We start from the raw sequence: 14,561 nt of genomic DNA, 5'->3' as shown, positions 1-14,561 counted from the left end.
GAGTACACGAGGATGACACCGTGGACACCGTCAATTCAGTGATCGACTTCCTGGCAGACCGTCTGTACAGCGTCTTCCTCATCTATTTGTTGATCGGGGTGGGGCTGTATTTCACGATTCGCACGAAGTTCGTGCAGGTTCGCCTTCTCCCCTCGATGTTCAAGGCGATCGGCGGTTCTCGTTCGAATGCCGAAGGCGGAATCTCGGCATTTCAGGCATTCTGCGTCGGTCTCGCTTCCCGGGTCGGAACGGGAAACATCGCTGGTGTCGCCATTGCCATCACACTCGGTGGACCTGGGGCGATCTTCTGGATGTGGGTCGTCGCGGTCGTCGGAATGGCGACGGCATTCATCGAAGCAACGCTCGCGCAGATGTACAAGGTGCGCAATCCCGACGGCAGTTTCCGCGGCGGGCCCGCTTACTACATTCAGTACGGACTTGGGTCCAGGCGATGGGGAATCGTCTTCGCCTGCCTGCTGATCTTCGCTTTCGGATTCGCCTTCAACATGGTGCAAGCGAACACGATCACCGAATCGTTCTCCACGACGCTGGAACTGGATGCTGGCTGGATTGCGGTGTTCCTGGTGGTGCTTTCTGCGCCGATTCTCTTCGGTGGCGTTCGGCGAATCGCGAGAGTCGCCGAGTATCTGCTTCCGCTCATGGCGGTGGTGTATGTGCTGCTTGCCGCAGTCATCGTCGCGATGAATGTCGGGGAAGTTCCCACAGTTCTCGGGCAGATCGTCTCCAGCGCGTTCGGACTCGACGAAGCCATCGGCGGCACAACCGGCGGAATCCTCGCGGCAATGCTGAACGGCGTCAAGCGAGGCCTGTTCTCGAACGAAGCAGGAATGGGCAGTGCACCCAACGCAGCCGCTACCGCAACGGTCTCGCATCCCGTGAAGCAGGGACTCATCCAGTCGCTCGGCGTATTCTTCGACACCATAGTCATCTGCAGCGCAACGGCATTCATCATTCTGGTTTCGGGCGTCTACCAGGCGGGCGAGCCCACTGACGTAGCGGGCGCCGTCCTGACCCAGGACTCCATCTCAGCGCAGCTGGGAACGTGGACTGCGGTGCCGATGGCGTTGCTGATCTTCACCTTCGCCTTCTCGTCGATCTTGGGCAACTACTCCTACGCGGAGATCAATCTCAACTTCCTCGGTGTGGACGGAAGACTTCTCAACGTGCTGCGCACGATCGTGCTCGCAGCCATCGGATTCGGCTCCCTGACAGCTCTGAACACAGTATGGGCGCTCGCCGATGTGGCGATGGCGGGTATGGCGACGGTCAACTTGGTTGCCATCGCACTGCTCGGCAAGTGGGCGTTCGGTGCGCTGGCGGACTTCGAGGCAATGCGCCGGGAGGGGCGCGACGACCGGTTCGTCGGACGCGGCAACAAGTACCTTCCCGGCGATCTACCCGGCGATATCTGGGACCCGATACTCCAGGACGATTCAGCGACCGGTACACCCAAGCCCATCAAGGAGTAGCCGCGGCTCGGACACGGCCACCCTCACTGGACTCCCTTGCAGACCATCACCGGGCAATGCGCATGGTAAGCGAGATTACTACTGGTCGACCCCAACACCAGGCGTGCAACGGACCGGCGCCCGTGGCTACCGACGACCACGAGCTGGGTAGTCCTCGAGAGTTCGACGAGGACATGTGCCGCGTTCCCCTGCCGGAGCACCGTCTCGATAGCCACGTTCGGGTACTTCTCTTTCCAGCCGGCGAGGCTCTCGGTGAGCAGCGCACGACCTTCCTGTTCCAGTCCGGCCCAGTCGACGAGTCCGGGCAGCATGGCACCTCCAGCCTCCGAAACAGGATTCCACGCGTGGGCAGCAACCAGGGAGACATGCAGGTTCGACGCGAGCTCGAAAGCATGCGAGATCGCGGCTTCACTCGTCGCACTACCGTCCACCCCGACAACTACGGACGAATCGGTCACGTCGGTGACCTCTCGCCAGACAACCACCGGACACACTGCCGAAGCCAGCACCGTCTTCGCCGTACTTCCCAGCAACATCGAGGCCATCATTCCGGTTCCCGAATTGCCCACCACGACCAGTCCTGCGCTGTGTGAGAACCGGACGAGCATTTCGGCTGCAGACCCTGCGCTCACCTCGGTGGTCACCAGAAGACCCGGATGGGACTCACGAATAGTCCCGACCAAATCGGCGACGTGTTTCTCGGCAATTCGTCGCTGCTGTTCCCACCCCTCGGTTGGCAACACCATGATGGCCCCGGCCATATACAGTGCCGGGTCCTGAACTGCGGTGGCGATGTGCAACGGCGACTTGGCGCGCAGCGCCATCGTCGCGGACCACCGGGCTGCAGCGGCGCTGGTTGTCGAGCCGTCCACACCCACGACTACACGCTGATGGTCTGACCAGAACATGTCGAGTTCCCCTGTCATTTGTGACCGAAGGTCTATTGCATCCCTCGGTCGGTCCGAATGCCGGCAAGGTGCCAGCCTGTTGCGGCCAAGTAGAGCCCAATCAGTCCGAATACGATCTGCAGCACGTGGAACTCGCGTATCACGACGACCTGTACCGCAATCCATGCCACCAGCATGACTCCCGCGATCAACGTGGTCAGGGCAGCACGCGGAAGCGACCGCCACAGTGCATACGCCGCTGCGAGAGTAGGTACGCCGACGACCAGTGCCAGAGCGACTCCGGCCATCACGGGGCTATCCCAAGGCAGGCGCTGTTCGATCTCGGTGCCGAAACCGGTTCCACCACCGATGACTCCGATAGCGCCCGCGAACGCGAGCACTCCGGTGGCGGCCGCGACCACGGCCGCAAATAGCTCCTCTCTGCGGCTCGCGCGACGGGTGGTTCTGTTCGACGTTCTGTTGTGCATCTGTCTCCCCTATTCGCTTCTCGATGTCCCCGCGACAGCGTCGACGGTGACATCGGTGTGGCCACCCGCATCGGGTTCAGTCGGTGCAGGGAGCACCGGGTCGAAGTTGGGCTCCTGCGGTCCCTGGTCCAATCGAAACGGAGGGTATTCGTCGCGCATCAGTGCCGCATAAGCAGCGACACGGAACGCCCACCGGTTGATGCCCATGATGAAGTCGCCCAGTCCATTCGGGTATCGATTCCGAAAGAGCAAGCTCAGTCCGACTATGAGAACCAGTAGGCCGAGCAGCGAACTGAACAGGTAGGGCCGCGTCACATCGCCGTCGGCATCGTAGAAGCCCGCGTACCACCCGCCGGCGAGCAGTGCCAGCACGAAGTAGTGAGGGATTGCGAGAAGCCACCATTTGACAAGAACGAGACCGCGGGACAGTTCCTTCGGATACTCGACGGTGAAGTCGGCCGGGTAGTCGGTGCGCCGGAGAGTGAACGGCGGGTAGCGGTCGGTTCCGAGCGCAGAGTACCCATAGAACTGCACTCGCCAGGCCCAACGAAGTACGCCGACGTTGAACTCGAACAGGCCGCGTGGATACCGTCCGCTGAACAAGATGGCGAAGCCCGATGCAACGGTGGTCACGAAGAACGCGACACCGAGGAACACCAAAACGATGTAGTGGGGAATGAGCAGCAGCCATTTCACGAGCCACAGACCCCGTGAAAGCGGCTGGTCGATTACACCGGTGAGTGTGGTGGGATACGGCGCAGACGCCACGGGACGAGGTCCGGCAGCGCCGGACCATTCTGGATCGGTAGCAGTCGTGCTCGCGGGGGGCGCATGGTGTCGACCTATTGCCACCGCGCCGATAATGATCAGTGGTACTCCGACAAGGAGAAAGACCACCGCCGCCCCCAGGACGGCCAGCGTGAGAGCTCCGAGAAACTCCAGGTGGGCACCCAGTTGCAGGTCAACGGCCACAGCAGGACTGGCGTCGGCATTCATCACAACGGCCGTCCATGAACCATCTCGAAGATTCCAGGACAGTTCCTGCGCCCCTGGCCCAGCCGCACTCGAGGACCAGAACTGCTCGTCGGCAGGTGGTGAAGCGGCCCTGTCCCCCGGCACCTCGTCATAGGTCACCCGGAAGGGGTTGAAGGACACCTCGTCGATCCGTGCGTGTGCCACGTCGTCCAGGTAGCCGAGAACCTGTTCAGTAGGGCCGATACCGACGAAAACGTCGGTGCCGGGATCACGAGAAGTCGCTCCGAGAGTGACATATCCAAGGTTGTCGACACCCAGCACGTCGAGGCTGTCAGCGGAGTCGAAGATGTCGAAGTTGTCCGAAACAAGCGCACTGGACGAGGTTCGAAACTCCTCCGGCGGGAGCGTGCTCTCACCGCCATCGCGCTGAACGAAATACCCCCAGGACAGGAACGCGCTCGCAAAAAGCAACGCTATTCCAATGAGGGAACTGAAGCATCCGAGCACAAGCGCAACTACTTTGATGGGACGCATCAGGGCTCCTTGGGGATGACGAGTTCGGGCTCACGTGAACATTCGAATCGAAATGGATGCTCGTGCTGCAGTTCGATCATCCAAGACCCCAGCCGCCGCATTCAGAGTCCGTGGTCACCTCATCGGTGGGATTTGGTCCCACGAAAACCGTCGTCGACGGCTGTCGTTCAGTGGACCAGCAACACCGAACACTTCGAGTGGTGCAACATGTTCTGACTGACCGAACCAAGCACTGCACCAGCGATCTTCGAGCGTTTGTGACTCCCGACCACAACGAGCTGCGCCTTGGCAGAGAGGTGTTGGAGATGGCGAGCTGGGGATCCCTCGACCGATTGCACCGTGAGGCGCACGTCGGCGAACTTTTCGCGTAGCGTCTCGACGAACTCGTGCAGCCAACGTTCGTTGTCGACTCGGACCTTTTCCCAGTCGATGACGCATGCGCCATAGCCGATCCCCACAGCGGTCCCAACCTGCCACGCGTGCGTGACAACAAGCGGCGCATGCAGTGCACGCGCATATTCGAACGCCGTCGTAGCGACGTGTCGAGATGTTTCCGAATAGTCGATCCCGACCACAACAGGCAGAACCGTGTCGGTCTGCGCTGCCTCGAGTGCTCGACGCACCATGACCGGGCATTTGAACCGCACCGGCGAGTCCGGAGACTTGGTCTTGTGTGAGTTTGGTCAGCTCGCGAGCTGATCCGACTGTCGAGTGTAGTGGAGTTGTTCGCACTCGATCGGCGGCATGTCGCCGCAGAATTCGTAGAGTCGGTCGTGGTTGAACCACCGCAGATAGTCGGCGGTGGCAGACTCCACGTGTGCCGCGTCCCGCCAGGGGCCGGTACGTTTGATCAGCTCCGCTTTGTAGAGTCCGTTGATCGATTCCGCGAGGGAATTATCGTGGGCGTCGCCGACCGTTCCGATGGACGCATCGATGCCGACTTCGACGAGTCGATCGGTGAAAGCTATTGCAGTGTACTGACTTCCGGCATCGTTATGGTGTACGAGACCGGCTAGATCCGTGACACCTTCGGACCTGCGGACCCAGATCGCCTGGTTGATCGCATCGAGAACCAACGGTGTCGTCATCCGATTCGACACCTTCCAGCCGAGGATTCGTCGGGCATACGCATCGATGACAAACGCGACGTACACCCACCCGGCCAACGTTCGAACGTAAGTAAAATCGGCAACCCATAGAACATTGGGTGCCAACGGTTCGAAATTACGGCCCACCAGGTCCTTCGCCCGATCGGCCTTCGGATCGGAGACGGTGGTCCGCGGGTCACGCCCGCGCAGGACACCGCGGAGTCCGAGAGCGGGCATGAGGCGCTCGACGGTGCACCGGGCAACATCTGTTCCATTGCGCCGCATCGCTATCCACACTTTCCTGGCTCCGTAAACCGAGTAATTACTCTCATGGACTTCTTTGATCTCGACCATCAGTTCCTCGTCTCGGATATCCCGCGCCGATGGTGGCCGGTTGCGGGCGTCGTAGTACGTTGATGGGGCGATCGAGGCTCCGAGCTCGGTGAGCACGGTGCAGATCGGCGCGACCCCGTGAGCGTCCTTGTGCGCGTCGATGAAAGCGCAGATCACTTGTGTGGGCGGTCGAGCTCCGCCGCGAAGAAAACCGATGCCGCTTTCAGTATTTCGTTGGCACGCTTGAGTTCTCGATTCTCTGCTCGCAGTTTGCGGATATCCGCGGCTTCGTCGGTGGTGATACCGGGTCGGGCGCCGGCGTCGACCTGGGACTTGCGGACCCAGTTCAGGACGGTCTGAGTGGACTTGATGTCGAGCTTGTCAGCGATCGATGTCGCGGTTGCCCAGTCCGAGGTGTAATCCTTGCGGGTCTCGGTGAACATGCCGACAGCGCGTTCACGCAGTTCGGTGGGGTAGTTGCTTGCCGGTCGTGCCATGGCTTCATTCTCCTAAGAAGTGAAGCCTCCGGACAACCCGGTGCGGTTCAATTCGACAGCATTGGAGATCCTGATTACTTCTCCACCCAACACGAGATCACGAAGTCCGTGGCGAGCCTCTGATCCGACCACCACCAACGACGCATTGCTCGACACCGATGCGAGGAAGGAAGCGATCGGTGCGCGGGTGAGCACAGTTTCCACGTTGACGGACGGAGCAACAGCGTCAACGAGACTTTCGGCCGCGGCGAGCACGCGTCGACCGACACTGTGCACCTCTTCCGAAAGGAGATTCTCATCCGGCGTTGCCGCAGTGCCGAGTTGTCTCTCGGCGTCCGGCATCGCATACACAAGGATCAGCGACATGCTGGTGCTATCGGCGTACTGTGCCGCCCACTTGCAAGCCTCCAGCGCAGTGTCTGATCCATCGATTCCGACGTAGATCGGCAACTCTATGAGGTTGGGCATCGGCCACTCCTTCTGTCTCGCTCACCCGATGACAATCAGGACAGCCACCGTCCCGATCTCATGAAACGCTCCGCGGCTGAGTAGGACGTCTGACATAGGTCACCGAAGCAGAGGACCTACGTCAGCAGAGTGTTCGATGCAGTCTCCGTAGCGTGTTCACGTAATGGCCCAGTTGTTCCGATATGGACCGGTCGACACCGCAGTCGAGTCCGAATTCACCGGACAACCCTTTGCATGGAGGAGTAGCAGATGACCGCACTCGATCAGCGTCCTACCTCGGTCACACAGAGCGGGTCTCAGGAGAATTTCCCTCAGAGCGTCACCGCTCGCGAAACACATTCGGCCATCGTGCTCCTACTCGAGACGATCGCCTACAAAATGAAGAAACCGATCAAAACCGATTTTCTCGACTTTCGAACGGTGGAATCGAGATGGAGCGCGCTCGAACGCGAGTACATCCTGAACGCCCGTTTCGCGCCGGATGTCTATGTGGGGATCGCCGAATTGACGGACCCCGCCGGCGGTGCGTCGGAACCCCTGCTGAAGATGCTCAGGCTTCCGGACTCCGCCAAGCTGGCTGTTCTCGCCGCCGATGGCGCGGATCTCACCGAACAACTTGCCGCCATCGCGAGAATTGTCGCGAGAGTCCACCGAAACAGTCCCCGCCGCGAAGCGATCGACCACGAGGGCACCCGGGAAGCGCTGCGGGGACGCTGGTCGGCGAATATCCGAGAGCTGCGCGAACTGTCCGCAGGCATTCTCGACTCGACCACCGTCGACGAAATCGGCTTCCGTGCGACACGTTTCATCGATGGCCGCGGCGCATTGTTCGATGCCCGTATCGACCACGGGCACATTGTCGACGGCCACGGTGACCTGTTGGCCGACGACATATTCTGCATGGAGGACGGCCCACGAATTCTCGACTGCCTGGACTTCGACGACAAGCTACGATACGTGGATCGCATCGACGACGCCGCCTGTTTGGCGATGGATCTCGAGTATCTACAGCGGGCCGACGCGGCTCGTTACTTCCTCGATTCCTACTTGGAGGCAGCGTGTGACGCCCCTCCCCGATCCTTGATCGACCACTACATCGCATATCGCGCCACCGTGCGCGCAAAAGTTGCATGCCTTCGTGCTCGTCAAGGACGCACCGAGTCCGTACCTGACGCCGTGGAGCACGCGCGACTAGCGCTCGAACATCTCGAATCAGCGACCATGACGATGACACTGATCGGCGGCTTGCCCGGAACCGGCAAATCGACGCTCGCGGCAGGACTGGCGCGCAAAACCGGGGCAATCGTGCTGTCCACCGATATTGTGCGGAAGGAACTGGCAGGCCTCGAACCGACCGACTCGCACGCCGACCCGTTCGAGCAGGGCTTGTACACGCCCAGCATGACCGATCACACGTATGCCGAACTACTGCGGCGAGCCCGCTCAGAACTCGCCGCAGGCCGTTCGGTCATTCTCGACGGTTCGTGGTCCGACCCTGGAATGAGAGAACGGGCCGGGCTGCTCGCTAGCATGAGCTATTCCGAACTCGTCGAAATCGAATGTCGCGTTCCGGCGGATGTGTCGTTGCGTCGCATTGGAAATCGCCGAGTACACGTCTCCGATGCAACACGCGAAGTGTACGAGGCAATGGCGAGCACGCGTAGAACCTGGCGCACTGCCACGGTCGTCGACTGCTCTCGCGATGTCGACGAGTCGGTCCGAGCTGCCTCCGCCGCGTTGAGCTCGGCAATACACCGCGTACCGACCGCGGACGATCCTAGGAGCATTCGATGAAAGCCCTGATCATCTACGAATCGATGTACGGCAATACACGCAAGATCGCCGAGGCGATCGCGAAAGGCATAGAGTCCGCCGACGTGGGTTCGGCTGAGACGTCCGGAGCGAGTACTGCGGTCGTCGAGGTCGTGCCTGCTTCGCACGCGTCCGAGTTCGACCTTGCTACCTATGACCTCGTGGTGGTCGGCGGCCCGACCCATATACACGGTCTGAGCCGCCAAAGAACACGACAGGGCGCAATCGATGCCGCAGGTCAGCCGGGCGCCACTCTGCAGCTCGATTCCGCCGCCTCCGGCACCGGCATCAGAGAGTGGCTGTCCACCCTGGACGCCGTCGACAGCTGCGCCGCAGCGTTCGATACACGTTTGGATCGGTCCCCATTGATCACCGGTCGTGCATCGAAGACGATCGCCAAACTGTTGCAGAAACTGGGCTGCACTCTGATAGTCGGACCGGAGAGCTTCTTGGTGGACGCGAGCACAACATTGAAGCAGGGTGAGGTCGTTCGAGCCGAAGAGTGGGGACGAACCCTCGTGGCGGTGAACACGTCGCCGAAAACCTGACCGGTGCGCCAGCAGGAGCGTCTTGGCTCAACGTACTAGTCGCTCAACGCACTATCAGTACCGAGCAATCAGCGTGATGAATCAGATTCTGGCTCACCGAGCCGAGAACGGCACCGCGAAGCGCACCGCGACCTCGACACCCGACCGCCACGATCGAGGCCTTCGACGACAGCGCACGCATGCCACGGGACGGGGAAGATTCCTTGCTGAGAATAGACAGTTCCACATCGGGGTTCGCGAGCTGAAGATCCTCTACGTGCGATGTCAGCCAGCGCTTCTCATCGGATCTCACCTTTTCCCAGTCGATGTAACCGGCGCCCATTCCGATGCCGATATCAGCGGCAATCCCCCAGAAGTTGGCTGCGACGAGCGGCTTCTCGAATGCGTGCGCAATACCCGATGCAATGACGAAGGCACGATCCGATTGACTGCTGCCGTCGATACCGACCACGATCGGGCGCGCTGCGTCAGTGGATTCGGCTTCTTCCCGCCAGATCAGCACTGGGCATTTCGCTTGATCTACGATACGAATGGTGTTGCTGCCCAGAACGAAATCGCGAGCGTAGCCCGACTTGCGGGTGCCCAACACAACCAACTGAGCCTGTACGTCCGAGACGTAGGCCGATATGGAGACACCTTCTATCGTAGTTTCGACCGACAGACCGGGCGATACCTCCCGCGCAGCATCGGCCGCCCGTTCGAGACATACGCGTCCTTGCTCGCGCAAATGGCTCTCCAGCGCGCCATCGTCCGAGAGGACCGCAGAGCCAAACCAATCGCGAGCGGGAACGGTGTGAACAAGTCGCAGGAGCACCTGCAACTTCGCAGCGTACGCCGCAGCCCACTTCACAGCGGCGATCGTTTCGTCGAAGCCGTCGACGCACACCACCACGGGCAGACCGCGATCGGAAAAATCTGTCATGAACACTCCCTCGATTTGGTTCTCGTACTTGTTTGCAGCAACTCATGGACGATTCTCGTCGTAGTCAACTCGTTTCCGAGTTCGGGCCTCCTGGTTGCTGATGTGATGTGCCGCCTGAATACCACATCGGAGTGACCTCGACGAGTCGACCGGACTCGCGTCCGCCGGACAGGTAGGCGTTGGCCGCGAAATCGGCCGCGGCCCGACATGCCGACCCGTGGACGACGATCGTCGAGATCCCATTCTCTGCTGATTGCGCGACGGCAATCTCCAGGGTGACGGGGCTGGCGATCGACGTCACGCCCAAGCCCGACTCAGGATCGGCAAAGAAGTAGATCCGTCGACCGATCACGACGATGTCGACAGTTCGATAGCCATGGTCGCGACTGCGTACTCGCGCGGTCGATGCGACCTCGATGAGTCGATCGACCACCACCAAATCGAGCGTATTCCACGGCTCGAATTCGGGTAGTGGCGGGTTCTGGCCCACGTCGCTGGACATCGAGACCCCTTCCGCCGACCATTCCGAGAACACATGCCAGTTGTGGCTGCTTACGTAGATTGCATGTCAAACGCAGCGCTCTCGAATAGGGCATTTCGTCCTCGAATAGCCGCAGCCGGATCGGCAGACGCACCGCCGGGCACGCCGATCAGAATCGAGGTGGACGACAGATCATCAGCGGCACCTTCGCGTGATAGAGCAGATTTCGGCTGGTGGATCCGGCGATGGCACCGAGCAGACCCGTATGCCCTCTGCTGCCCACCACGATCAACTGCGTCGCATCGGAAACCTGCAGAAGAGTCGATGCCGGGTTGGCTTCCCGCATCACCCGTTGAACAGCAACTTCGGGGAACTGCTCGCTCTTGCCTGCAAGACTCTCGGACAGCACCGCTTCCTCGGACGCTGCCACCGCCTGCCAATCGAGCATCACCGGTATCTTGAACACACCGGCCGTCATAGCTGCACTCCATGTGTGCACCGCTATGACGGGCGCACCGAATGCAGCCGCGAACTCGAATGACTCGTCCACGGCCCTCGTGCTCAGCTCGCTACCATCCACACCCACCACCACCGGCCCGCGTTCGGGCTCCTTGTTCTCGGGCCCCTTCCACACCACCACAGGGCACCCGGCCTGATCGACCACCAACTGCGTTGTAGAACCGACGAGTGTGCTGCCGAGCGAACCCCACCCGGACTGTCCGACGACGAGCAAGCGAGCGTGATCGGAACTGTCCAGCAGAGCGCGTGCCACGAAGTCACTCGAAGACTCTCTGCTCACGGTGATCTCGGGATGGTTGGCGAGTACCACCGTCGATGCCTCGTCGAGGACTGCATTCGATGCGGCCAGGAGCATTCCGTCCCACCCGCTCGAACCCGACGCGTCGAATCCTCGGTATGCGAACAGCTGTCGGTCCACTGCACACAGCAGATGCAAGGGCAGGTTCATACGCGCGGCCACCGCAGCCGCCCATCGGGCTGCACCGAGCGAGTTCACGGATCCGTCGACGCCCACAACGATCCGTCGATGACTGGCCAACGTAGACAAGGTTTCCTCCATGTGGACTGGTTCGATTCGCTATCACCGTTGGTGCGGCGCGGTGTGCCTTCGAGCCGCTACCTCGGCAACGGTCCACGTCGGTTCGTTGCCCGCCCGCCGTCGATGGTCAGGACAGACGACACCAGCCGTCGCGGCGTTGCCCTCTGGATCGCACCCTCCGGTTTGGTTCCGATTCGGATCAACACCTGCGGCACTCCGCTGTCCGGAGCAAGCGACTTGACCAACGCACGACTGCCCGACTGCTCTGTCATGTGTGTCAAGGGGCACGTCGACAGCCCGCCCACCGTGGCTTCGAGCAAGTACGACGAGAGCGCCCGGCCGCAGTTAACCCAGTCCAGGCGCAGATCAGAGTTCGTACTCAACAGCACGACGGCAGACTCGTCGTCGATCGACGCCGTACTGGTGGCCGCCACGCGCGGTTCCGGGAACTGCCGTCCCAGTTCTGCATTCGACGATTCCATGTGAGGCGCGAGCGAGTTCGAGGGGATACCCTCCGAGGCGAAAGCATGACCGGCCCACCACCGCATTTCGGCCTGATAGGTCGCGTCGTACTTCCTGACACCGGCACTGAGCCTCGACGCGGCAGCCAGCGTCTGCCTTCCCTCCGGCGAAACGACCGTCAAACGGGTGTCGTAACGCTCGGCCGCCTCTCGCATTTGCGGCGTGTCGATTCGGCTGCCCGACAGCGTCCCGAACGGTCTGCGGTCCGAATGCCGACGGTTGATAGCGGTCAATAGGTCGAACTCGTGTGACTGAGGATGCGCGCCGCGCGCGAAGTGCACGCGCGCGAGATGGTCGGGCGAGTTGCGGCTGGGGAGTAGCTCGACTTCGGTCGCCCACTTGAAGGTCGTGGCCGCCTTTTCGAGGTGGTCCAGCGCCGCACCGCAGCTGATGGTCAGTTGCCGTCCCGTGGGGTCGATCGTGCTCAACAAGCGTGTTCGATCGGTGTGGAGGTCTACGTAACCGTCTGCGTACGACCATTTCCACGGTTGACTGTTGTGCACCGACGGCGCTCGACAAGCAAGTTCGACCATCATTTCGACCACCGGTGGATCTGGTTGAACGTTCACGATTCACGTCTCCTCGAAGATGCCCATCTCGACAACAATGGGTTCCTCTCACAGTGATGTATCCGTTTCTCGGCGGACAGAGCCGATCGTCACTGACTTCGGAGACTTTTGGCCGGCATCACAGTTTGTGAGTCGACAGTATGCTGGCAGCTCTATCCATCCGAGGAGATACCGTGATATCTGTTTTTCTGGTCGATGACCATGAGATCGTTCGTCGAGGACTCATCGATCTCATCGACTCCGACCCCGACCTCACAGTCGTCGGCGAGGCTGGCACTGTGAGCAACGCTCTGGCTCGGATACCTGCCTTGCGCCCAGACGTCGCTGTTCTCGATGTCCAGTTGCCCGACGGCAACGGCGTAGAGCTGTGCCGCGAACTGATGTCCACCATGCCGACGCTCCGGTGCCTGATGCTGACGTCCTTCACCGAAGACCAGGCCATGCTCGATGCAATACTCGCCGGCGCCAAGGGCTACATAGTCAAGGACATCCGAGGGATGGAACTGACAGCGGCAATCAAAGACGTCGGGAGCGGCAAGTCCCTGTTGGACAATCGCGCAGCGGCCGTGCTGATGGAGAAACTGAGGTCGTCGGAGGAAACGCCCGTAGCTGGTCCACTCCGGAGTCTCACGGAGCAGGAACGCAAACTTCTCGCCCTTCTCGGAGAGGGTCTGACGAACCGGCAAATTGCCGATCGGATGTTTCTCGCGGAGAAGACCGTCAAGAACTATGTCTCGCGCCTGCTGTCGAAACTGGGCATGGAACGACGCACGCAGGCAGCGGTCTACGCGTCGAAGCTCGAAGACTGAGCGTCGTTGGCCTACTGGGTGACCTACGGCCCTAGTCCGCCCGGCGAGGACCGGTCGAGACTGCAGGGATGAAAGCCTGGCGTGTACAGCGACCCGGATCGATCGATGGCGAACCCTTGAAGATGGTCGAGGAACCGCCGCCACGACCGGGTATCGGCGAGATTCTCCTCGCGGTCGATGCCTGCGCCGTCTGCCGAACGGACTTGCACGTCGTCGAAGGCGACTTGCCCGTTCACCTCCCTCATGTCGTGCCGGGCCACGAGATCGTGGGCACCGTCGTCGGTATCGGGCCAGAGACGAAGACGAATCATCGTGTGGGTGATGTGGTGGGAGCCGCATGGCTTCGGAATACGTGCGGAATATGCGCTCAGTGCCTCAGCGGACGAGAAAATCTGTGTCGCGCTTCGTTGTACACGGGGTGGGATCGTGATGGTGGCTTCGCCGAGTTCGCCGTCGTGCCCGCCGACTATGTCTTGGAACTGCCGCGCGGATACAGCACGATCGAGTTGGCGCCACTGCTGTGCGCGGGCATCATCGGCTACCGCGCCCTGGCCTGTGCCGGTGTACCCAGCGGTGGGCGGCTCGGCCTCTACGGCTTCGGCGCGAGCGCCCATATCGTCGCCCAGCTCGCGGTGCTCGACGGTGCCCGCGTGCACGTCATGACCCGCGGCTCGGCTGCCCAGGAACTTGCACGGTCATTGGGCGCGGTATCCGCGCAAGGGGCCTTCGATGCGCCACCCGAGAAACTGGATTCGGCGATCGTATTCGCACCCGTCGGCACTCTCGTCCCGACAACTCTCGAAGCCCTCGACTCCGGTGGCACCGCAGTGCTGGCGGGGATCTACATGTCCGACATTCCGACTCTGGACTACCAACTGCATCTGTTCCACGAAAAGAAGCTACGCAGCGTCGAGTCCTACACCCGCGCCGACGCCCGAGCATTTCTGGCGCGCTGTGACCAGAATCGAATACACCTCGAGACGACAACGTATGACTTCGACGGTCTTCCTGCCGCACTTCGAGACCTACGGCACGGCCGTTTCGCAGGTGCTGCCGTCATCTCCATGTGACACCGCCGGGT

At 61.2% G+C, this 14,561-nt stretch carries 15 protein-coding genes and 1 other annotated feature; of the genes, 5 read left to right on the top strand and 10 right to left on the bottom strand.

The features are described from left to right. The first annotated feature begins 20 nt into the window (after nt 1-20). Nucleotides 21-1,490 (top strand): sodium:alanine symporter family protein, encoded by a 1,470-nt coding sequence (locus J1M86_RS25355; RefSeq protein ID WP_206511841.1) that lies wholly within the window; start codon nt 21-23, stop codon nt 1,488-1,490. 23 nt (nt 1,491-1,513) lie between these two features. Here the strand turns inward: J1M86_RS25355 and J1M86_RS25350 are convergent, their stop codons facing one another. The 6 genes from J1M86_RS25350 to J1M86_RS25325 form a co-directional block, all read right to left on the bottom strand. Further along, nucleotides 1,514-2,398 carry a universal stress protein gene (locus J1M86_RS25350; protein WP_206511840.1) on the bottom strand — a complete coding sequence of 295 codons (885 nt, stop codon included), beginning with the start codon at nt 2,396-2,398 and terminating at the stop codon, nt 1,514-1,516. Between the two features lie 32 nt (nt 2,399-2,430). Next, nucleotides 2,431-2,865, bottom strand: a complete 435-nt coding sequence (locus tag J1M86_RS25345) for a hypothetical protein (RefSeq protein WP_075837595.1) — start codon at nt 2,863-2,865, stop codon at nt 2,431-2,433. A gap of 9 nt (nt 2,866-2,874) precedes the next feature. Continuing rightward, nucleotides 2,875-4,374, bottom strand: coding sequence for a DUF4389 domain-containing protein (locus J1M86_RS25340; protein WP_206511839.1), 1,500 nt, complete (start codon nt 4,372-4,374; stop codon nt 2,875-2,877). Between the two features lie 167 nt (nt 4,375-4,541). Then, the gene (locus tag J1M86_RS25335) at nt 4,542-5,000 is read right to left on the bottom strand and encodes a universal stress protein (RefSeq protein WP_206511838.1); all 459 of its coding nucleotides are present in this window, start codon (nt 4,998-5,000) and stop codon (nt 4,542-4,544) included. Between the two features lie 57 nt (nt 5,001-5,057). Beyond that, a protein-coding gene (locus J1M86_RS25330; RefSeq protein ID WP_206511837.1) for an IS3 family transposase occupies nt 5,058-6,292 on the bottom strand; the annotation gives its coding sequence in 2 pieces (ribosomal slippage) (nt 5,058-6,007 and nt 6,007-6,292; 1,236 coding nt in all). Next, nucleotides 5,880-6,008, bottom strand: a sequence feature (AL1L pseudoknot). It overlaps the preceding gene by 129 nt. Nucleotides 6,293-6,304: 12 nt before the next feature. Beyond that, a complete protein-coding gene (locus J1M86_RS25325) occupies nt 6,305-6,760 on the bottom strand; it encodes a universal stress protein (protein ID WP_206511836.1) in 456 nt (151 codons plus the stop codon). Between the two features lie 249 nt (nt 6,761-7,009). On the opposite strand from J1M86_RS25325, the gene J1M86_RS25320 reads away from it, so the two are divergent. Together J1M86_RS25320 and J1M86_RS25315 are read left to right on the top strand one after the other, a co-directional pair. Beyond that, a complete protein-coding gene (locus tag J1M86_RS25320; RefSeq protein ID WP_206511835.1) occupies nt 7,010-8,554 on the top strand; it encodes an AAA family ATPase in 1,545 nt (514 codons plus the stop codon). After that, nucleotides 8,551-9,120: a flavodoxin family protein gene (locus J1M86_RS25315; protein WP_206511834.1), complete on the top strand. Its 570-nt coding sequence runs from the start codon at nt 8,551-8,553 to the stop codon at nt 9,118-9,120. Before J1M86_RS25320 ends, J1M86_RS25315 begins: the two co-directional genes overlap by 4 nt. 43 nt (nt 9,121-9,163) lie before the next feature. On the opposite strand, the gene J1M86_RS25310 is transcribed toward J1M86_RS25315, so the two are convergent. The 4 genes from J1M86_RS25310 to J1M86_RS25295 form a co-directional block, all read right to left on the bottom strand. Beyond that, nucleotides 9,164-10,042 carry a universal stress protein gene (locus J1M86_RS25310; RefSeq protein ID WP_139317938.1) on the bottom strand — a complete coding sequence of 293 codons (879 nt, stop codon included), beginning with the start codon at nt 10,040-10,042 and terminating at the stop codon, nt 9,164-9,166. Nucleotides 10,043-10,106: 64 nt separating this feature from the next. Next, on the bottom strand, nt 10,107-10,544 hold the full coding sequence (locus tag J1M86_RS25305) for a hypothetical protein (protein WP_206511833.1): 438 nt from the start codon (nt 10,542-10,544) through the stop codon (nt 10,107-10,109). Nucleotides 10,545-10,692: 148 nt separating this feature from the next. Beyond that, the gene (locus tag J1M86_RS25300; RefSeq protein WP_206511832.1) at nt 10,693-11,589 is read right to left on the bottom strand and encodes a universal stress protein; all 897 of its coding nucleotides are present in this window, start codon (nt 11,587-11,589) and stop codon (nt 10,693-10,695) included. Between the two features lie 68 nt (nt 11,590-11,657). After that, a complete protein-coding gene (locus J1M86_RS25295; RefSeq protein ID WP_307786747.1) occupies nt 11,658-12,671 on the bottom strand; it encodes a hypothetical protein in 1,014 nt (337 codons plus the stop codon). Nucleotides 12,672-12,844: 173 nt separating this feature from the next. Between J1M86_RS25295 and J1M86_RS25290 the strand changes: the two genes are divergently transcribed. Beyond that, nucleotides 12,845-13,480 carry a response regulator transcription factor gene (locus J1M86_RS25290; protein ID WP_075837649.1) on the top strand — a complete coding sequence of 212 codons (636 nt, stop codon included), beginning with the start codon at nt 12,845-12,847 and terminating at the stop codon, nt 13,478-13,480. A gap of 68 nt (nt 13,481-13,548) precedes the next feature. Then, entirely contained in the window at nt 13,549-14,550 is a 1,002-nt protein-coding gene (locus J1M86_RS25285; protein ID WP_075837587.1) for a zinc-dependent alcohol dehydrogenase family protein, read from the top strand. Nucleotides 14,551-14,561 lie beyond the last annotated feature (11 nt).

Source organism: Rhodococcus sp. KRD197 (assembly GCF_017168235.1).
In the GTDB taxonomy this organism is placed as follows: Bacteria; Actinomycetota; Actinomycetes; order Mycobacteriales; family Mycobacteriaceae; genus Rhodococcoides.
Note: the sequence above shows the minus strand (reverse complement) of the source record. Positions and strands in the feature narration are given on the sequence as shown.